At 70.2% G+C, this 18,822-nt stretch carries 16 protein-coding genes and 2 pseudogenes; 9 read left to right on the top strand and 9 right to left on the bottom strand.

Annotated elements, in window-relative coordinates; translation table 11 throughout:
• Window positions 1-43: 43 nt before the first annotated feature.
• Window positions 44-908, bottom strand: a pseudogene (locus tag JSY13_RS12730) (IS5 family transposase).
• Between the two features lie 155 nt (window positions 909-1,063).
• Between JSY13_RS12730 and JSY13_RS09405 the strand changes: the two are divergent.
• The 5 genes from JSY13_RS09405 (at window position 1,064) to JSY13_RS09385 (ending at window position 5,162) form a co-directional block, all read left to right on the top strand.
• A complete protein-coding gene (locus tag JSY13_RS09405) occupies window positions 1,064-2,005 on the top strand; it encodes an ABC transporter ATP-binding protein (protein WP_259606430.1) in 942 nt (313 codons plus the stop codon).
• Window positions 2,005-2,769 (top strand): ABC transporter permease, encoded by a 765-nt coding sequence (locus JSY13_RS09400; protein WP_259606429.1) that lies wholly within the window; start codon window positions 2,005-2,007, stop codon window positions 2,767-2,769. Before JSY13_RS09405 ends, JSY13_RS09400 begins: the two co-directional genes overlap by 1 nt.
• 68 nt (window positions 2,770-2,837) lie before the next feature.
• The gene (locus JSY13_RS09395) at window positions 2,838-3,947 is read left to right on the top strand and encodes a sensor histidine kinase (protein ID WP_259606428.1); all 1,110 of its coding nucleotides are present in this window, start codon (window positions 2,838-2,840) and stop codon (window positions 3,945-3,947) included.
• Window positions 3,941-4,549, top strand: coding sequence for a response regulator transcription factor (locus JSY13_RS09390; RefSeq protein ID WP_259606427.1), 609 nt, complete (start codon window positions 3,941-3,943; stop codon window positions 4,547-4,549). Before JSY13_RS09395 ends, JSY13_RS09390 begins: the two co-directional genes overlap by 7 nt.
• Window positions 4,550-4,703: 154 nt before the next feature.
• Window positions 4,704-5,162: a glycosyltransferase family 2 protein gene (locus JSY13_RS09385; protein ID WP_259606426.1), complete on the top strand. Its 459-nt coding sequence runs from the start codon at window positions 4,704-4,706 to the stop codon at window positions 5,160-5,162.
• On the opposite strand, the gene JSY13_RS09380 is transcribed toward JSY13_RS09385, so the two are convergent.
• Window positions 5,070-6,338 (bottom strand): IS110 family RNA-guided transposase, encoded by a 1,269-nt coding sequence (locus tag JSY13_RS09380; protein ID WP_239541894.1) that lies wholly within the window; start codon window positions 6,336-6,338, stop codon window positions 5,070-5,072. The genes JSY13_RS09385 and JSY13_RS09380 overlap by 93 nt on opposite strands.
• A 494-nt stretch (window positions 6,339-6,832) precedes the next feature.
• Here JSY13_RS09380 and JSY13_RS09375 point away from each other — a divergent pair, with 494 nt between their 5' ends.
• The 4 genes from JSY13_RS09375 to JSY13_RS09360 are packed head-to-tail and all read left to right on the top strand — an operon-like array spanning window position 6,833 to window position 12,786.
• Complete coding sequence (locus JSY13_RS09375; protein ID WP_259606425.1) at window positions 6,833-9,013, top strand: hypothetical protein; 2,181 nt, start codon at window positions 6,833-6,835, stop codon at window positions 9,011-9,013.
• A gap of 8 nt (window positions 9,014-9,021) precedes the next feature.
• Complete coding sequence (pelF, locus tag JSY13_RS09370; protein ID WP_259606424.1) at window positions 9,022-10,740, top strand: GT4 family glycosyltransferase PelF; 1,719 nt, start codon at window positions 9,022-9,024, stop codon at window positions 10,738-10,740.
• Window positions 10,737-12,065 (top strand): hypothetical protein, encoded by a 1,329-nt coding sequence (locus JSY13_RS09365; RefSeq protein WP_259606423.1) that lies wholly within the window; start codon window positions 10,737-10,739, stop codon window positions 12,063-12,065. The genes pelF and JSY13_RS09365 overlap by 4 nt, the downstream gene beginning before the upstream one ends.
• Before the next feature lie 7 nt (window positions 12,066-12,072).
• Complete coding sequence (locus JSY13_RS09360) at window positions 12,073-12,786, top strand: spherulation-specific family 4 protein (protein WP_259606422.1); 714 nt, start codon at window positions 12,073-12,075, stop codon at window positions 12,784-12,786.
• On the opposite strand, the gene JSY13_RS09355 is transcribed toward JSY13_RS09360, so the two are convergent.
• From JSY13_RS09355 to JSY13_RS09320, 7 genes and pseudogenes are all read right to left on the bottom strand, one after another.
• Window positions 12,771-13,637 carry an endo alpha-1,4 polygalactosaminidase gene (locus JSY13_RS09355; RefSeq protein ID WP_259606421.1) on the bottom strand — a complete coding sequence of 289 codons (867 nt, stop codon included), beginning with the start codon at window positions 13,635-13,637 and terminating at the stop codon, window positions 12,771-12,773. The genes JSY13_RS09360 and JSY13_RS09355 overlap by 16 nt on opposite strands.
• A 53-nt stretch (window positions 13,638-13,690) precedes the next feature.
• Window positions 13,691-14,555 (bottom strand): annotated as a pseudogene (locus tag JSY13_RS12725) (IS5 family transposase).
• A gap of 187 nt (window positions 14,556-14,742) precedes the next feature.
• Window positions 14,743-15,102, bottom strand: a complete 360-nt coding sequence (locus JSY13_RS09340) for a nuclear transport factor 2 family protein (protein ID WP_259606419.1) — start codon at window positions 15,100-15,102, stop codon at window positions 14,743-14,745.
• Window positions 15,099-15,578, bottom strand: a complete 480-nt coding sequence (locus JSY13_RS09335) for an SRPBCC family protein (RefSeq protein ID WP_259606418.1) — start codon at window positions 15,576-15,578, stop codon at window positions 15,099-15,101. Before JSY13_RS09335 ends, JSY13_RS09340 begins: the two co-directional genes overlap by 4 nt.
• Complete coding sequence (locus JSY13_RS09330) at window positions 15,571-15,906, bottom strand: ArsR/SmtB family transcription factor (protein ID WP_259606417.1); 336 nt, start codon at window positions 15,904-15,906, stop codon at window positions 15,571-15,573. Before JSY13_RS09330 ends, JSY13_RS09335 begins: the two co-directional genes overlap by 8 nt.
• 30 nt (window positions 15,907-15,936) lie before the next feature.
• The gene (locus tag JSY13_RS09325) at window positions 15,937-17,139 is read right to left on the bottom strand and encodes an iron chelate uptake ABC transporter family permease subunit (protein WP_259606416.1); all 1,203 of its coding nucleotides are present in this window, start codon (window positions 17,137-17,139) and stop codon (window positions 15,937-15,939) included.
• A 180-nt stretch (window positions 17,140-17,319) separates the two neighbouring features.
• The gene (locus JSY13_RS09320; protein WP_259606415.1) at window positions 17,320-18,816 is read right to left on the bottom strand and encodes a deoxyguanosinetriphosphate triphosphohydrolase family protein; all 1,497 of its coding nucleotides are present in this window, start codon (window positions 18,814-18,816) and stop codon (window positions 17,320-17,322) included.
• Between the last annotated feature and the right edge of the window lie 6 nt (window positions 18,817-18,822).

Raw genomic sequence — 18,822 nt, 5'->3', positions numbered from 1 at the left:
CTCGAGCCTACCGGTGGTCGATGCGGTGAACTAGGCCGTGTTGCTAAATCCATTGCAAGGCGGCGGAGAGGCAGATCCCTGCCGCGTATGACCGGGCGGTCTTGTCGTAGCGGGAAGCGAGTCCGCGCCACTGCTTCACGAAGTTGAAGCACCGCTCGACGACGTTGCGGCCCTTGTAGCGCTCCCGTTGCTCATCGCCGAAGTCGATCGGACGGCCCGGCCGCTTGCGGCGGTGCGCGATCTGGTCGTCGCGTTCGGGGATCGTGGCCTTGACGCCGCGCTCGCGCAGCCAGGCCCGGTTCTTCTTCGACGGGTAGCCCTTGTCCGCGAGCACCCGGTCCGGTCTCGTGCGCGCGGGCCCTCGGCCGGGGATGTGGATCTCGTCGAGTACGCAGGTGAACATGCTCGTGTCTGCGACCTGCCCGCCAGTGAGGACGAACACCAGCGCCCGGGCCTTCCCGTCGCAGACGAGATGGATCTTCGTCGTCAAACCACCCCGTGACCGGCCGATCGCGTGGTCAGGAGGCTCTGGCCCGGACTTCTTGTAGTTCGACGGATCCCCCTGTGACCCGGGGCAAGGTCGCGCCATGCTGATGGACACGCGCGATCGAGGAATCCACCGACACGACCCAGTCGATCTCACCCTGAAGCGACGCCCGCTTCTGCACGTGGGTGAGCAGGTCCTCCCAGACGCCGTCGCTCGCCCACCGGCGGAAGTTCTTGTAGATCGTGTTCCAGCTCCCGAACCGGTCGGGCAGGTCTCGCCACGCCGATCCCGTGCGGAACCGCCACGCGGTCGCCTCGACCACCGTGCGCCGATCCACCGGAGGACGGCCCCGTGTCCTCACCGGCGGGAACACGTCCCGGATCAGCTCCCAGACCTCGTCCGTGATGACATCTCGCGACACGCCTCAAGGATCACCCGAAGGCTCCACACCCGCCGTCGGGCGAGGGTGCTGGGATCGCTTCATCTGCGCGGCCCGACGGGGCGTGACAGTTGTCATGCCTAACTCGTGACGGGCGCGGATCGTGCGCGCGCGGAGCGTTCGGCGAGTGTGGAGGCATGGACACACGGGATGCCGCCGCGGTCGCGCTGCGCGGCGTGGTGAAGCAGTTCGGAACGGGACCGGGCGCCGTCCGCGCGGTCGACGGGATCGACCTCGAGATCGGCCGAGGCGAGATCGTGGCGTTGCTCGGGCCCAACGGTGCCGGGAAGACGACGACGCTCGACATGGTGCTGGGCCTGACGAATCCCACCGACGGCGACGTCGCGGTCTTCGGCCAGGCGCCGCGCCGGGCGGTGCGCGCCGGCCGGGTGTCCGCCGTGCTGCAGACCGGCGGACTGCTGCGCGACCTCACCGTGCGCGAGACCATCACCCTCATCGCCTCGACCTTCGCCGATCCGCTCTCCGTCGACGAGGTGATCGCGCGGGCGGGTCTCGAGGGCATTGCGCGCAGACGAGTATCGAAGTGCTCGGGAGGAGAGCAGCAGCGGCTGCGGTTCGCGCTCGCGCTGCTGCCCGATCCGGATCTGCTCATCCTCGACGAGCCGACGGCCGGCATGGACGTGCGCGCTCGCCGGGAGTTCTGGGACACGATGCGCGCGGATGCCAGAAGTGGGCGCACCGTGATCTTCGCGACGCACTACCTCGAGGAGGCCGACGCGTTCGCGCAGCGGATCGTGATGGTCGCCGGCGGCCGGGTGGTCGCCGACGGCACGACCGCGGAGATCCGCGCGACCGCGACGGGCCGACGGGTGTCTGCCTACGTCGATGCCGGATCGCAGCAGGCGGCGCTCGAGCGGCTGCGGGAGCTCGGGGAGGTCGAGGTCGACGCCGGGCGGCTGCTCGTGCGGACCGCCGACTCCGACGCGGTCGCGCGCGTGCTGTTGAACGAGCTCGGCGCGCGCGACCTCGAGATCGCCACGGGCAGCCTCGACGATGCGTTCGAGGCGCTCACGGCAGGTGCCGCTCCGGCGGCCGCGGCACCGATGGGAGCGGCGTGATGAACCTCACGTACTTCGGCATCGAGCTGCGGCGCATCGTGCGCGACGTCGTGACGATGTTCTTCGTCGCGGTTCTGCCCGCGCTCCTCTACGTCATCTTCGGCGCGAGCCAGTCGTACGGCGAGAACAGCGTCGGCAACGGCAACGTCGCGTTCTACGTCATGATCGGCATGGCGGCGTATGGCGCCGTGACGGCCACGGTCGGCGTCGGCGGCACGGCTGCGGTCGAGCAGATGCAGGGATGGGGTCGGCAGCTCGCGCTCACACCGATGAGCGATGCCGAGCGGGTGGTGACGCGCGCGGCGGTCGGGTTCGTCGTCGCGATCGTTCCCGTGGCGCTCATCTACGCGCTGGGCGCCATGACCGGCGCCGAGGCGGATCCGCACGTGTGGGCGATCAGCGCGCTCGTCGTGCTGCTCGGATCCGCCGTGTTCTCGTTCTTCGGGCTGCTCGCCGGCCTCCTGTTCCGCAGCGAGGCCGCGGTGAGCGCGGCGAGCGGATCGCTCGTGATCTTCGCCTTCCTCGGCAACCTCTACTTCCCGCTTACCGGTGCACTGCTCGACATCGCGCGCTTCACCCCGCTCTACGGCTACGTCGCGCTCGCGCGGTACCCGCTGACCGACGGATGGACGGTGCGCCAGAGCCCGGCGGACGACTCGGTGCAGGAGGCGCTGTGGGTGCCGGCGCTCAACCTGGGCGTGTGGGCCGCGATCTTCATCGTCGCCACGATGCTCGTCGCCCGGCGCGGCCGGTCCCGCCAGTGACGGATCCGCTCGCGACGGGTCCCGCGCGGATGCTGGGCCCCGCACCCGCGCCTGTCAGCATGGAGGGCATGGCGCAGGCGAGACGAGCGGATGTGGGCCCCTGGGCCCGCTTCTCGTGGACCCTCGGCGTCGTCTGGGTCGTCTGCATGTTCTTCCCCATCGCGTCGGCGCTCGAGTCCGGGGCCGCCCCGGCCGCGCGGACGACGGCGGTCGTGCTGCTCGTCATCTTCGGCGTGCTGTACGTCGCGACGTTCGTGTGGCTGACGATGTCGGCGTCCTGGGAGCAGGCCGCCCGGCGGGGCCTGCCGGCGCTCGCCGTCATGACGGTGCTCATGCTCATCGCGACCGCCCTTGTCGGCGTCGGCGCGCTCGGGGCGGCGCCGTTCCTCGTGGCCATTGCGATGTTCTCCGGCCCCCGCACGGGGTCGCTCGCGCTCGCGGTCGCGATCTCCGTGGCGCTCGTCATCGCGCTCGCGGCGAGCGGACAGCTGGGCGACCACTGGGGGCTCCTGCTGCCGACGGCGTTCGTGCTCGTCACGTGCGCGATCGTGCGGATCATCGACGGCGCACAGGACGACCACAACGAGCTCGAACGGCAGCTCGCCGTCGTCGCCGAGCGGGAGCGCGTCGCCCGCGACGTACACGACACGCTCGGGCACTGCCTGACGCTCCTGACGGTAAAGGCCGAGCTCGCCGAGCGGCTGGTGGACCGGGATCCCGACGCGGCGAAGGCGGAGCTCGCGCAGATCCGCAGCCTCACGCGCGAGGCGCTCGCCGAGGTGCGTGCGACCGTCGCAGGGCTGCGCGTGGCGCGGCTCGGCGACGAGCTCGAGAGCGCCAGGCGCGCGCTCGCGGACGCCGGCGTCGAGGCGGACGTGCCCGCCGATCCGGAGGTCGTCGATCCGCGGCACCGCATCGTCGTGGCATGGGCGCTGCGCGAGGCGGTGACGAACGTCGTGCGGCACGCGCGGGCGCGGCGCTGCGTCGTGCGCCTCGCGTCGGCCGGGATCGTCGTGGAGGACGACGGGATCGGCACGCCCGCGGACGTCGCGGCGACCGGCCTGCGCGGCATCCGGGAGCGCGCGGCGACGGCGGGCGCCAGGCTCACGGTCGGGCCCGCGCGAGAGCTCGCGGCCGGTGGAGATCGCCCCGGCACGCGCGTGGAGGTGACATGGTGATCCGGCTGCTGCTCGCCGACGATCAGGCGCTCGTGCGCGGCGCGCTCGCCGCGCTACTGAGCCTCGAGCCCGACCTCGAGGTCGTCGCGCAGGTCGATCGGGGTGACGTCGTCGTCGACGCGGCGCGGGCATCGGGGGCGGATGTCTGTCTGCTCGACGTCGAGATGCCGGGCGCCGACGGCATCGAGGCCGCCGCCGCGCTGCGCCGCGAGCTGCCCGGCGTGCGCTCGCTCATCGTGACGACGTTCGGCCGACCCGGCTACGTGCGCCGCGCGCTCGAGGCGGGTGCGGCCGGGTTCGTCGTGAAGGACACCCCAGCGGGCGAGCTCGCCGACGTCGTGCGGCGCGTGCAGGCGGGGGAGCGGATCGTCGATCCGGCACTCGCGACCGAGTCGCTCATCGGAGGTGCGAACCCGCTCGGTGAGCGGGAGCGCGAGATCCTCCGGCACTGCCTCGACGGCCAGCCCGTCGCCGCGATCGCCGAGCGTGTGCATCTCTCGCCCGGCACGGTGCGCAACTACCTCAGCGCCGCGATCGCGAAGACGGGCGCCTCCGGCCGCGTCGCCGCCGCCCGCATCGCCCAGGAGCGCGGCTGGCTCTGAGGCGGTTCACCGGGTCGGTTGCCGGGCACGCCCGCTTGCGGTGGTCGCTTCATCTTCGCGGCGCGCCGCTTCGTTCAGCAACCGATGGCTGCGGCCGGGTCGTGCGGCAACCGAGGGGCGCGGCCGGGTCGGTTGCGGGGAGGGGCCGCTCGGCGTGATCGACTCGGTCACCTATGAGGAGGCGAACACCTCGATCCCGAACTTCATCCGTCAGCGCAGCCGCTGGATCAAGGGCTACATGCAGACCTCGCTCGTGCACGCTCGCAACCCGATGGTGCTCATCCGCCAGGCCGGGCTCATCCCGTTTCTCGCGTTCGCGCTGCTGATCGCGGGCACGCCGCTGACGTTCCTCGGGGTGATCCCGTCGTACGCCGCGACGATTGCCGATCACGGGCTCGCCCGTCACGCCGAACAGCTCCGAGTGGATCGAGACGGGGTTGACGTCGCTCGAGGGCACGCCGCTCAACGCGGAGGAGCGGATGGCGGCCGTGCTGGCCATCACGTGCCCCTATGTCCTCTGTCAAGCGGCGAGGGCGGGTTGGGCTGGTCGCGGTTGGTAGAGGGTGCCGTCGCGGAGCATGGCGTAGAGGACGTCGGAGCGGCGTCGAGCTAGGGCGATGAGGGCCTGGTTGTGGCGTTTGCCTTGGGCGATCTTGCGGTCGTAGTAGGCGCGTGATTCGGGGTCTCGGAGTGCGGCGAACGCGGAGAGGAACATGGTCCGTTTCAGGATCTTGTTCCCGCGCCGGGAGGGATGCTCGCCGCGGATCGAGGTGCCGGATCGTCGGGTCACGGGTGCGAGGCCGGCGTAGGCGGCGAGGTGCCCGGCAGTGGCGAAGGTCTTGGTGGTGACTTCGGTGAGGAGCCGGGCTGCGGTCCTGACGCCGACTCCGGGCATGCTCGTCAGGACCGGTTGAAGAGGGTGAGCGTCGACGATCTTCTCGACCTCGATGGCGATCTCATCACGCTGCCGTCGCAACGCCTGGAGCTGCTCTGCGAGCCTGGGGAGCACCAGCGCGGCGGCGTCGGTGCCGGTCACCACGACGGTCTGCTCGCCGAGCGCGGTCATGATCTCTGCCGCCCAGACACGACCTTTGCGGGGCGCGTTCTTCAGCAGCCGGTTCCCTAGCCGCTTCTCACCCGCAGTCTTCATCGCCGCCGGCGACGGGTAGCGCTGCAGCAGGTCCAGGATCGCGGGGTGATCCAGCCGCGGCCCGAGCACGCGTTCCAGCGCCGGGTGGATTTGGGTGAGCAGACCCCTGATCCGGTTGGAGACCTGGACGATCTGACCGGCGAGGTCGTCGTCGAACCCGCAGAGCATGCTCAGCTCCGCGACCTTCTCGTCGGCGACCTGGATCGACCGGAGCGTGTGCGGCATGGTGCGGGCCGTTTCGGCGATGATCGCCGCGTCTCTCGCGTCGGTCTTCGCCTCACCGGGATGCAGATCCGCGATGCGCCGCATCGCCAACCCCGGCAGGTAACCAACGAGAGCACCTGCGGCTTGCGCGACCGCGACCGGGAGTGCACCGATCGTCGCGGGTTGATCTACGACCAGCAGCACCACGCCATGCGAGGCGAGCTGGTCGATCACCGCCCGCAATTGGCGCTCGTCGTTCGGGAGTGCTCGGTCGAATAGTCGCTTGGCTTCCCGGTCGAGCGCGACCGCGTGATGCTCGCCCTTGCCGACGTCGAGCCCAACGAACACGTCGACCTCGTCGTATCTGTCGATGCTGGTGACCACTTCGTCCTCCGCTTCACTCGTGACGGCGTCCGCGGCGGCGCGTCTCGGCATCCACGTTACGAACGGCCTCGAGCATGCTCGGGTCCAGCCCCTATCAGCGATCACACACCGCCAACCAGGCCCGGTGACAACACCCCCCGGATCATCGAGGACAGGGGGCAGCAATCATGCCGGGCCCAGCAGGCCGTCACCGCCCAGCATGGCCGCCGAACGGGTCACGAAGAAAGTAACGGGGGGAAACGGCTGCACCTGTTGTGTACAATTCAACAGTTCACACAACGGGGAATGGACGCTATCGTGCAGAGCACGTCTGACGATCGGGCGGACGATCCGATCGCCGGGGGGCACGCAGGCAGCCGATCACGAGTGAGCTCGTGACCGCATCCCGTGCGCAGCACACGATCACGATCAGCGTTCTTCATGTCTACGGGGAATAGGTCAGAAGAACCATGTCTCGATCGTTCGATCGGCCCATCAACTCACCATGCGCACAGCCCGGCCTTGCGACGGGCCGTGCGGGCGCGCGCTCCGACCAGCGACGCCGGGTGGCTGGGCGACGCTTCGCCTCCCTCGCCGTCGGCGGGGCGCTGGTCCTGGCCGCCGCTCCCTCGGGGCTGGCGGCCGCGGCCGCCGAGACGACCGCGGAGCCGACCATCGAGCTGACCGTCCTCGTCCTCGACGACGGGTCACCGACGGTCGGAGCGATCGCCGATCGCCTCGAGGACGAAGGGGTGGCCACCCGCCGTCTCGCGCTCGGCGACCCCTCTCGCGCGCGGATCACCGCCGAGTTCCTCGCCGACCACGAGGCCGGCATCGCCCACTACCTGGGCGTCGTCGCCCCGTCTGCTGCCCTCACCGGGCTCGGCGAGGACGAGAAGAGCACCCTGGCCAGCTACCAGGCAGAGTTCGGCGTCCGCGAGGTCGACGCGTACAACTGGGCCCACCCCGGGGTCGGGACCGGCTACCCGACCTACTCGGGTCCGGTCGATGGTCTGGAGGCCACCCTGACCTCCGACGCCCTGGGCGGCGACTGGTCCTACCTCGACGGCCAGGTCGACCTCGACGACGTGGACCCGGCGGTCTCCGAGTCCTACGGCTACCTTGCCGACCCCCTCCCCGCGACGGACGACTCCTCCTTCACGCCGATTCTCACCGCGACCGGGAGCGACGGCCGTAGCGGCACCCTCATGGGGGTCCACGAGGTCGGCGGCCGGGAGCGGCTGATCCTCACCTTCGCCTCCAACGGCTACCAGAGCCACTTCAAGGTGCTCTCCCACGGCATCGTCTCCTGGCTCACCCAGGGCGTCTCGACCTCGCTCTACCGCAACATCTTCAGCGTTCACATCGACGACGTCTTCCTCTCCAACGGCGAGTGGAACGCCGAGGGCAACTGCACCCCGGGTGACGAGTGCGACCCGGCCCGCTACCCCGACACCGCACCCGGGGCGACGTCCCGGATGGACGCCAGCGACGTCAGTCACCTCGTGGACTGGCAGCGGGCGAACGACTTCAAGCTCGACATGACCTTCAACGCCGCCGGCGCCCGCCGAGGCGATGCGCTCACCACGTCCCTCCTCGCCAACGCCGGTGAGATGCGCTGGCTGAGCCACACCTGGGAGCACCCCTACATCGGGTGCTTCAAGGACAAGTCGGTGACGCCGTGGCAGTGCCAGTCCGACCCGGTGACCGGTCAGGTGAAGTGGTACCCGAAGGGGGACATCAGCCGCGAGATCAACCGCAACATCCGCTGGGCCCAGAGGAACGGCGTCGCGCTCGACCGCACAGAGCTCGTCACCGGCGAGCACTCGGGTCTGAAGAGCCTCCCGCAGATGCCGGCCGACAACCCCAACCTCGCAGGGGCGCTGAACCAGACCGGGATCTCCTGGATCGCCTCAGATGCCTCTCGTGAGGCCGAGCAGCGCAGTATCGGCAAGGCGCTGACGGTGCCGCGCCACCCGATGAACATCTACTACAACACCTCCCTGACGAGTACCGCGGTCGACGAGTACAACTGGGTCTACACCTCTGCCGCGGACGGCGGGTCCGGGATCTGCGAGACGGACCGACGCTCAACCTGCATCGAGCCGCTCGACGTCTCCAGCGGGTTCGCGGACTATATCGTCCCCACCGAGACTCGCATCGCTCTCGGTCACCTGCTCGGGATGGACCCACGGCCGCACTACGCCCACCAGTCCAACCTCACCGGCGACCGGATCCTCTACCCCGTCCTCGACGGCGTGCTGGGCACATACCGTGACCTCTTCGCGGACTCCGCACCCGTCGTGAACAGCTCGCTCGCCGAGTCCGGCGAGGAGCTGCGTCGCCGAGACCAATGGGAGAGCTCTAAGAGCCAGGTCGAGGCCTCGGTCACCGGCGACATGCTCACGGTGACCAACACCGGGTCGGCCGCTCTCTGGGTCCCGGTCACCGCTCCTTCGTCGGCGACGATCGCGGGTCAGCCCTTCGGCACCTCCTACGCCGGCTCACGCTCCTCATGGGTCGAGCTCGGCGCCGGGGAAAGCGTCACGGTCGATCTGGGCCGCGACGCCGGACTCGGTGACCCTGCACCCGAGGCCGAGCTCCCGACGAGCGATGACCCGGCCCAACTGCCCGAGGTGAGCGAACCGCCCGTCGACGCGCAGGACGCGACGGTCGAGATCGCCGAGGACAACGAGGCGACGTCTGCGGTCACCGACCACGGCCACGGCGCGCACGAGCCGCGGTAGGGGCCCCGATGGAGATCGCGCTCGTCAACGAAGGCACCTACCCGATCACGACGGGCGGGGTGAGCACCTGGTGCCACCAGCTGCTCGAAGGGATGCCGGAGCACCGCTTCCACGTGGTGACGGTCACCGGTCCTGATGACACCCCGATCGTCTGGCCGACCCCGCCGAGTGTCGCCTCAACCACGCTGCACCCCGTCTGGGGACGAGCAGCGAGCTCTTGGACCGACGTCCGGCCGTTCTCCCGCAGCCGGCGTCGGTGGATCTCCCACGCGATGCACGCGTTCTGGTCGGCCGTGCTGCCGCCAGCGCCAGCGGGCGGGTTCACCGGTCCGGTCCGGCACGACTCTGCCGCGGTCGGTGCGGCGGTCCGCGCCCTCGTCGCCGCAGGCAACGGGCGACTGCGCACGCTGCTAGTCTCCCCCGGGTCGGCCGAGGCCCTGCTCGCTGCGTGGGAACACCACGCACCCGGGCTTGACGGCGAGTCTTGCCTGACCGTCGGGGCTGCCGCCGACGCTGCGGCACACGTCGACCGCATCCTCAGCGCCACTGACGTCGACTTCCCCGAGGTCGACGTGGTGCACGCGTCCTCGAACGGCGCGGCAGCGCTCATCGCCGTCGCGCGCAAGTGGCGCGACGGCACCCCCTTCGCCCTTACCGAGCACGGAGTGTACCTGCGCGAGCGCTATCTTGCTCTCGGCGGAACCGACCTCGAATGGGAGAGCCGGTATGCCGTCGCGACGGCCCTGCGCGCGCTCTGCGAGCTCGCCTACGCAGAGGCTGACCGACTCCTGCCGGTGAGCGACTTCAACTCGCGGTGGGCGATCCGCCTGGGCGCCGAGGCTGACCGCTCTAGCCCGGTGCTCAACGGCGTCGACCCAACGGCGTACCCGCCGATCGAGACCGAGCCGGACGTCCCGACGATCAGCTTCGTCGGCCGTATCGACCCGCTGAAGGACCTGCATACCCTGCTGCGCGCCTTCGCCCTCGTCCGGACAAAGGTCCCCCAGGCGCGGTTGCGCATCTTCGGACCCTGCTCTGACTCCGCGGCGGCATACCAGGCTGACCTGCTCGCCGAGAGTGCCAGCCTGGGCATCGAGGACGCCGTGACCTGGGAGGGCCCGAGCGAGGGCTCACGCCCGGCGCTCCTCGCCGGCCACGTCGTCGCCCTGTCCTCCGTCTCCGAAGGGCTGCCGCTGACCCTCATCGAGGCGATGATGAGCGGCAAGGCCACCGTGAGCACCGATGTCGGCGGCGTCGTCGAGCTCGTCGGGCGATCCGGCGACCGCGGCGCCCTCGTGCCGCCGAAGGACCCGGAAGCCTTCGCCACCGAGTGCATCCGCCTCCTGACCGACCGGGCCCACCGGGCGCGCGTCGGCGCGGCAGCCCGTCGGTACGCCCAAGAGCACCTCACCCTGCAGAGCTGCGTCGGTTCGTTCCGCCGCTGGTATGCCGAGCTCGCCGGCGAAGGGGAAACGACGCCCGCGGCGTTCCTGCCGGCCTCCGTGGCGCCCACCGCGGATGCTCCCGACCAGCCGGTCCGGTCGTTCGTCCGCCTGGACCCTCCGCTCGAGCATGACGAGAGCGTGGGTCGCTCCCGTTCTGGTCGGTCCGCGAGGGTCGAGCTCGTGAGCGCCTCCCTCTCCGAGCGACTCGGCGGACCCGTCGCGAGCCGCCTGGCCGACCAGCCACCGAAGGGGCGGGTGCTATCGGCACCCAGGTCATCATGAAGTATGCGGACCCGGTGGTGGACCCGTCCGCGCGGCACGCCAGCCTCGTCGCCGGTGCGGTGGACAGCCTGGACGCCACTGCGCGCCTCGAGGCCGCCGGCTTCAGCGATGCCATGGCGCGCGAGTACGGCTTCGCCGACGTCTACCACTACGCGCGAACCCTCCCCACCGGCAGCACGTCCCACCGGCGAGCGGTCCGGAGTGATGCCAGCCCTCGGGCGGAAGGCTGGCTGCGGGCGGTGGTCCTGCTCTCCGGCGCCCTCATCGTCGCCCTCGCCGCGGCCAACCTCGTGCAGATCGAGGCGGTCGCGCGAGCGGTCGTCCCGCTCGGCCTTACCGGCTGGATCACCGGCAGCCTCGTCGGCGCGGTGGCCTGGCGTCGCGTCGGGCTCGCTCAGCCGGCCGACGGAGCGAGGCGCAGCGCTGCGTTGGCGATCCTCGCTGTCCCGGCAGCGATCCTCCTCGTGTTAGCGATGGCGGGCGACCACCGAGTAGTCGTCGGCCTCATCGCCCTGCTGTGGCTGCCCTTCGTCGCCGCCCAGGCCATGACCACGGTCTTCGGCCGATTGCGGGTCCTGGCCGCCCTGGCCGCCGCCTGCCTCGTCGCGGCCGGGACGGGCCACCTGGCCGGCGCACGCTGGCTGCCCGGCGCCGCACTGGTCGCCCTCGCGGTGGGAACCTGCGTCCTCGCGACGGCGAGCTATCGGCGAACGACGAGCGTGGGTCGACGGGCTCCGAGGCTGCCGGACCGGCGGGACCTCGGTGCGAGCGCCGTCGCCGCGGTCCAGGCCGCGCTGTTCTCCGCTGCAGTGGTCGTCGCGCTCTACTCAGTCGGCCTCGGGGCGCGGATCCCGCTCTCGCTCGGCCTGGTCATCGCCGCCGCTCTGTGCGACCCGCTCATGGTTGACTTCGCGGTCCGGCTGCGCGCTCTCACCCGGCGCGGCTCGGCCTGGTCTACCGTGCGGGCCGGGGTGATCGCGCGAACCCTGACCTACCTAGCCCTCGCTGGCCTCATCGCCGGCGCCACCACCGTCACGGTTGCCGTTGCGCTCGACCATCGGTCGGTCGCCGACGCCGGACGGGTCAGCGACGACGTCGCCTTCTTCGTCATCGCCCCTGCGCTCGGGCTGTTCACCATGGCGACGGCGATGACGCTGCGCGCTGGACGCGCGATGGGAGCGGTGCATCTCGCGGGTCTGTGTCTCATCGGTATCCTCGCCGTCACCCACCTCTCCACGGCCCTGGGCGCAGCAGTGCTCACGGCCTGCGTTGTCCTCACGGCGGCACGCGCCATCGACACCACCTGCCACCCCCGTAGCTGGTAGGTCCGAAATGGTCGAGATGCGTGCCGGCATCCCGCTGTACCGGCATCCCGTCGAGGACCCGGGCCTCTGGCGACGCTGCCTGCAGAGCCCCGATGTGTCGGTCCTCGTCGTCAACGTCGACTCGGGGCCTGGCTCGACCCCCGACGCTGCCTATCGTGATGCCCTCCTCGACCGTGAGGACGGGCGGGTTCCGGGCAGCCGCGTGCACGGGTACGTCCCGATGGACTACGGGCGCCGAGCCATCGCCGAGATCGTCGCCGATGTGCGCCGGTGGCAGGACCTCTATGGGGTCGAGTCGATCTTCCTCGACTGCGCGCCGTCCGCGGTGACCGGCACCGGTGTGCTGGACCATCCGGCAGCAGCGTCGTTCGAGCGGGTTGTCGGCGCAGTCCGCTCCGCTGGCGCATCGCGGGTCTCCGCCAATCCCGGCACGCTGTGCCACCCGGCACTGCTCGACCTCTGCGATGCGGTCTGCGTGCGCGAGTGCGACGTCGAAACCCACCTGCGGCTCGATCCGCCCGGTTGGCTCAGTGACGGGGATGCCGGCGACGTCTGGCACCTGATCCACGGGTGCCGACCCGACCAGGTGGCCGCAGTGGTCCGCCGGAGCCGCGAGCTGGGCGCGACGCTGCTCGGGGTCAGTCCCGGCGCCCTACCTCACCCGTGGGGTGAGGTAGGCTGGTTCGGACCCACGTCGCGGCGCGCTCAGCACGTCCGGTAGACGTACCCGGGAGCACCTCGCGGCACGACGGCGCGGTCCCTGAGCATGATCGAGGCGGGCCCGTCTGCGCGGGCGCACGCGCGCTCGAAGGCGTCCACCCCGCCGTCCGCATACTCGATCTCGATCACGCGCCCGCCATGGATCGCGCGGTAGCGGTCGCACTCGGTGCCCTCGCCCCAGGAGTAGCGGCCGCAGTCCTCGGCGACCGCGAAGTCGAAGCCGACCGCTCGTACCTCGGCTGCGGTGAGCTCAGCAGTGTTCTTCTGCGCCACGGCCAGCCCGAGGTCATGGGCCTGGGAGGTGATGAGCGTGGCGAGCGCCAGGTTGTCGCTACGAGTGAGCGCGCCGCCGCTACGGGTGAAGGTGTCGAGGTTGTCCGGCTCAACGGCGTCGAACCCGCGGCTCGCGCAGTCCGTGAGCCACGGTCCGATCACCTCACTCATGAGCCGCTCTCGGGCTGCGGCGCTCGAGGTGTCGACAAGCGCCTCGTCCCAGTCGGCGTCGATGACCACCGCGCCGTCGCGGCCGCGCAGCACCAGATCCGGACGGTCCCGCTCCCACTGAGCGAGCTCGTCGGGCTGGACCTGGAAGGCGTTGACGTAGCAGATCGAGTACACCCCGTCGACTGGATCCTGCGACCGGTCCCTGGTGACGATCTCCACCTCGGGGTCGGGCGGGTAGGCCCCACCGATCTGGTAGTCCGCGATGCCACCGAGCGGCGGCAGGGTGATCCTTCGGCCCGGTTCGTCGTCCACGTCCTCCCCCTTCGCGAAGATCAGCATCCCGACGACGGCCACGCACAGCACCAGCAGCGCCAGCAGCGCCACCGAAATGACCCTCGTCCCCTTCATCACCCGATGATCCTACCCCGCGCACCAGATCCGAATTTCCCTAGGACGTGTTGCTAAATCCATTGCAAGGCGGCGGAGAGGCAGAGCCCTGCCGCGTATGACCGGGCGGTCTTGTCGTAGCGGGAAGCGAGTCCGCGCCACTGCTTCACGAAGTTGAAGCACCGCTCGACGACGTTGCGGCCCTTGTAGCGCTCCCGTTGCTCATCGCCGAAGTCGATCGGACGGCCCGGCCGCTTGCGACGGTGCGCGATCTGGTCGTCGCGTTCGGGGATCGTGGCCTTGACGCCGCGCTCGCGCAGCCAGGCCCGGTTCTTCTTCGACGGGTAGCCCTTGTCCGCGAGCACCCGGTCCGGCCTCGTGCGCACAGGCCCTCGGCCGGGGATGTGGATCTCGTCGAGTACGCAGGTGAACATGCTCGTGTCTGCGACCTGCCCGCCAGTGAGGACGAACACCAGCGCCCGGGCCTGCCCGTCGCAGACGAGATGGATCTTCGTCGTCAAACCACCCCGTGACCGGCCGATCGCGTGGTCAGGAGGCTCCGGCCCGGACTTCTTGTAGTTCGACGGATCCCCCTGTGACCCGGGGCAAGGTCGCGCCATGCTGATGGACACGCGCGATCGAGGAATCCACCGACACGACCCAGTCGATCTCACCCTGAAGCGACGCCCGCTTCTGCACGTGGGTGAGCAGGTCCTCCCAGACGCCGTCGCTCGCCCACCGGCGGAAGTTCTTGTAGATCGTGTTCCAGCTCCCGAACCGGTCGGGCAGGTCTCGCCACGCCGATCCCGTGCGGAACCGCCACGCGGTCGCCTCGACCACCGTGCGCCGATCCACCGGAGGACGGCCCCGTGTCCTCACCGGCGGGAACACGTCCCGGATCAGCTCCCAGACCTCGTCCGTGATGACATCTCGCGACACGCCTCAAGAATCACCCGAAGGCCCCGAACCAGCATTTAGCAACACGGCCTAGGAAATGGGGTCAGCCCATGACGCCTTGCCGCGGTGGGTGGCGCGGATGCCGATCCTGAGCACGATGACACGGTTCTTCGACACACCTCCGACAGTGACCTATGACGCGACTCACCAGAGACGGGTTGCGCCCGGTTCAGGGCTGCGTGGGCGGACCGTAGGAGAGTCGATCGAAGATGAGTACGCTCTCGGTGATCTTCGCGTCCTTGACGGTGAAGAACTCGGCCGCCGGCGCGGTGGAGGTCGTCGCGGTCTGCGGGTAATAGAACAGCGCCACGCGGTCTTCGTCAGCGAACTCGGCGATGTCGCCGATGCCGGTGAGCATCGGGGCGAAGCCGCCGATGTACCCGCGGTAAGCGTCCTTGCCGTCCAGGTCGACGCCGGGAGCACGGCACGTGATGTCGTCGGCGACGTAGCTCATCGCTGTGTCGATGTCGCCGCTCGTCCAAGCGCGGTGATACTTCTGCACGGTGTCGTAGGCGTTGTGGTGGGTCACGAGGTTCTCCTTGGTTCGTGCCGCGGTTGCGGCGTGATCGGTCGGTCCGGGAGCGGCTGCCAGCCGTCGGGCCCGGCGTCTGCGCCGGTTCCGGCGATGGCGAGACGGGGCAGGAAGTTCGCCCAGCCGTCGGCGTGGCCGCGCACCTCGGTGTCGGGCAGGTCGGAATGGAGCAGATCGACTCTGGTCCCGCCGCTGATCGGGGTGAGGCGGAACTCGACCGTCGATGCTCCTGCCGGAAGGTCGTCGCTCCCCGCGAAACCCCAACTCATCACGACGCGGCTCGGTGGCTCGACGTGAAGATACTCGCCCCGCACGGGATGGCCGGCTATGTCGACGGCGAACGTGCCGCCCGGCGTCGGGTCGAGGTCTGCGTATTGCCCCATCCAGGCCGTCATGCCGTCGTTGGTGGTCAGGTACTCGAACACCGTCTCCGGCGAAGCCTCGATATCGATGGAGGCGCGGAACTCAGCCACGGGAATCCTCCTGCCGCGACTCGATGGCGGTCTTGAGGTCGGCCAGTTTCCGTGGCCAGAAATCATCCAGGTACGAACGCACCGCCGCAAGCCCATCGGTATCGACCGCGAACAGATGGCGGGTGCCCTCGCGGGTGCCGACCACGAGCCCCGCCTTGCGGAGCACCCCGAGATGGTGCGAGGTCGTCTGCTGCGAGAGCCCGAGGTCCTCCGCGATCATCCCCACCGGTTGCGGAGCGGAACGGATCAGCCGCAGGATCGCTCGCCGGTTGCCATCGGCCAGCGCACGCAATGCCAGATCGAGGTCGACTGCAGCCGGGGCACCCATCGTGAATCTCCTTGCTCGGTGGCTGCCACTCTAGCACAAACAGCTATTTGTACTCATGTTCATCAGTAAACGAAAATTCGGCCTGGCGGGGGAAGACGCCTCCGTGTCCGCCGCGGCGAGCCGGACGATGCGGTCTGCCGTGGCGATCGTCTCGGGTCTGTGCGCGATCAGAAGCACCGCGCGGTCCTGTGACCGGTTGAGGAACTCCATCACCACCGCATCGGCTGCCGGGTCGAGCGAAGCGGTCGGCTCGTCGAGGATCAGTACCCGGGGATCGTTGAGGAGTGCGCGGGCGATGGCGACACGGGCGCGTTGCCCGCCGGAGAGACCCGTTCCGTGTTCTCCGATCGGGGTGTCGAGTCCTTCGGGAAGCCCGATCCCGGGGTCGAGGAGTCCGGCGGCGCCGGCCGTTGCGCGGATGACGGTGTCGCACGCCTCCGGATCGCCCAGCGTGATGTTGGAGCGGATCGTGCCGCGTTGAAGCGGCGAGGACTGAGGAACCGCGGAGACGAGCCGGCGGAGCTCGTCATCGGGGATGTCGCGGAGATCCGTGCCGTCGATCCGGACGCTTCCCGTGTCCGGATCCCACAAGCGCAGCGCCAGCCGTGCCGCTGTCGTCTTCCCGGCGCCCGAAGGTCCCCACCAGCGCCACGGTCTCTCCCGGCCGGATGTGCAGAGAGAAGTCGTCGAGGATGCGTCCGGAATCGTCGTAGGCGAACCCCACACGGTCGAAGACGAGCCCGGCCTCGGACGCACGAGCCGGACGGTGCGGGCCGGTGGGCGTGTGCAGAGCCGGTGGACAGTCGAGGACCTCGGTGATGCGCTCGGCCGCGCCACCGCGACACAGGCCGTGAGCGCTCCCGCGAACGCCGCGACGTTCAGTGACAGGCCGCCGAGCGTCGCGGAGCCCAGCACGATCACCGTCACGGCGCCGACGCCGGCCCCGGACGAGACGCCGAGGACGTACGGCTCGGCGAGGGGGTTGCGCACCGTGACCTGCATCAGGGCGCCGGCCAGTGCCAGCCCGGCTCCTGCCAGTCCCGCGAGCAGTGCGCGCGGGAGTCGGAAGTGCCACACCGCCTGGTCCTGGAGCGGAGACAGCGACCCGTCCGACATCCAGGGCATGCCAGGGAGCACATGACCCACGACGAGCTGTGCGGCTTCACGCGGGCTGACCGGCACCGATCCGGTCGCGGCGGAGACCACCGCGAGCACGCCCACGGCGACGGTCAAGAAGGCGCACAGCAGCCACGTGCGAGCGCGAACCCGGCGGCGGGACCGGCCGGCGAAGACCGCAGGCGCCTCCGGGCGCATCGAAGCCGTGAAAGCGGAAGGGGACACACGATGACCGTATCGATAATGATTATCATGAGCAACTTCAGCGCGAGGATCCGCGTGACGCCGCCGGGCTGATCACAGACCCTGGCCGGCATCCCACAGGCGCTCGGTCCGTCCGGTGAGCAGCGCATCGAGTGAGAGTGCCTGGGCGTCGGTGAGCGAGGCGACGTAGTCGATGATCCCGCGCCCTCGGCCCAGGGCCTCGATGTCGGCGTCGCTCCGAGAGGCGACCAGCAGCGGCGCATCCTCCCGGAGCCGACGGTAGTCGTCGGTGGCGAGCTCGACGAGGTCGAGCAGACGGCGCGGCGCTCGGCGCGCGTCGCGCGGATCGTCGAGCCACGCGGCGAAGCCGTCCACGAGCCGCTCCAGCACGCTCGCCTGCCCGCGTTGATACACCGTCAGGTCGGGCCGCTCGAGGATGAACCGCTCATGCAGGAACTTCAGCACCGCCACCTCGTGCCAGGTCTGGCGGCTCAGGCTGACGTGCCCCGAGCGGATGTCCGGATGCCGGTGCACCTCGATCGACGACTGCAGGCGCCGGATCCAGGCCGTGGTGAACCGCGCGAGCGACCGCTCACTCGCCAGAGATCCGTCGAAGGGCTCGGCGATGAGTCCGTCGACCACCTCGGCCCGCACCTTCGCGACCGCCTCGCCGAAGGCGTCCTCGTCGGCGATCCAGCCGTCTTTGCTCCGCAGCCGCCGCCACAGCAGTTCCAGGGAGTGCCCAGGGCTCCTGCTGCCCGAGGCCAGCTCCGCCTCGTCGGCGGCGCGCAGCTTCGCGAGATCCCGGCGCCAGGCCCGGAACTCTGCGGACAGCGTCGCGGGATTCAGCAGGTCGGCGCGGTAGAAGTCGTCGAGGTCGTGCAGCGAATAGGCGATGTCGTCGGAGATGTCCATGATGGAGCATTCGACGGTCTGCTGACCCGGCTCGATCAGGGGGTAGGCGTCGAGCGCCTGCCGGGCGTCCTGCTCGTCGATCGCGTAGAAGCTGAACTTGCTCGCCCCTCCGCGGCGCTGCCCGCCATGGCCGCGGCGCCACGGATACTTCAGCACCGCGGCGCGGACGGCGGCCGTGAGGTTGAGGCCGACGCCAGGCCGGTCGTACTCGTCGAGGCGGGTGAGGATGCGGTAGGTCTGCGCGTTGCCCTCGAAGCCCTCGGTCAGACCGAACCGGCTGCGGGCCAGGCGGTCCAGCGTCTGCTCGCCGAGGTGGCCGAACGGCGGATGCCCGAGGTCGTGCGCCGCGGCGGCCGCCTGCACGACAACCGGGTGCGCCCCGCCCAGCTCCGCCGCGATCCGGCCGGGTTCGTCCGTCCGCGCCGACAGGTGCGTCGCGATCGCCCTGGCGACGGCGGCGACTTTGATGGAGTGCGTGAGCCGGTTGTGCACCGCCAGCCCGGCACCGGCCTGCGAGATCACCTGCGTCACGGCCGACAGCCGCGAGTAGAACGGGGAGAACCGGATACGCTCGACGTCCACGCGGAAGTGCGGGTGCCCTTCGGCGCCCTGGAACTCATCCAGCGTCTCCGGCAGACGTCGGCTCTGGCGGGCATCGGGGGTCGGCTGCGGCATGGAAGT

The sequence above is a fragment of the Microbacterium neungamense genome (assembly GCF_024971095.1).
Lineage (GTDB): Bacteria > Actinomycetota > Actinomycetes > Actinomycetales > Microbacteriaceae > Microbacterium > Microbacterium neungamense.
Note: the sequence above shows the minus strand (reverse complement) of the source record. Positions and strands in the feature narration are given on the sequence as shown.

What these genes read in the sequence shown, in the direction of transcription:
- JSY13_RS09405 (WP_259606430.1), top strand. Translation starts at nt 1,064, where the DNA reads ATGGACACACGGGATGCCGCCGCGGTCGCGCTGCGCGGCGTGGTGAAG.
- JSY13_RS09400 (WP_259606429.1), top strand. Translation starts at nt 2,005, where the DNA reads ATGAACCTCACGTACTTCGGCATCGAGCTGCGGCGCATCGTGCGCGAC.
- JSY13_RS09395 (WP_259606428.1), top strand. Translation starts at nt 2,838, where the DNA reads ATGGCGCAGGCGAGACGAGCGGATGTGGGCCCCTGGGCCCGCTTCTCG.
- JSY13_RS09390 (WP_259606427.1), top strand. Translation starts at nt 3,941, where the DNA reads ATGGTGATCCGGCTGCTGCTCGCCGACGATCAGGCGCTCGTGCGCGGC.
- JSY13_RS09380 (WP_239541894.1), bottom strand. Translation starts at nt 6,338, where the DNA reads ATGCCGAGACGCGCCGCCGCGGACGCCGTCACGAGTGAAGCGGAGGAC.
- pelF (WP_259606424.1), top strand. Translation starts at nt 9,022, where the DNA reads ATGGAGATCGCGCTCGTCAACGAAGGCACCTACCCGATCACGACGGGC.
- JSY13_RS09365 (WP_259606423.1), top strand. Translation starts at nt 10,737, where the DNA reads ATGAAGTATGCGGACCCGGTGGTGGACCCGTCCGCGCGGCACGCCAGC.
- JSY13_RS09360 (WP_259606422.1), top strand. Translation starts at nt 12,073, where the DNA reads ATGGTCGAGATGCGTGCCGGCATCCCGCTGTACCGGCATCCCGTCGAG.
- JSY13_RS09355 (WP_259606421.1), bottom strand. Translation starts at nt 13,637, where the DNA reads ATGAAGGGGACGAGGGTCATTTCGGTGGCGCTGCTGGCGCTGCTGGTG.
- JSY13_RS09330 (WP_259606417.1), bottom strand. Translation starts at nt 15,906, where the DNA reads ATGGGTGCCCCGGCTGCAGTCGACCTCGATCTGGCATTGCGTGCGCTG.
- JSY13_RS09320 (WP_259606415.1), bottom strand. Translation starts at nt 18,816, where the DNA reads ATGCCGCAGCCGACCCCCGATGCCCGCCAGAGCCGACGTCTGCCGGAG.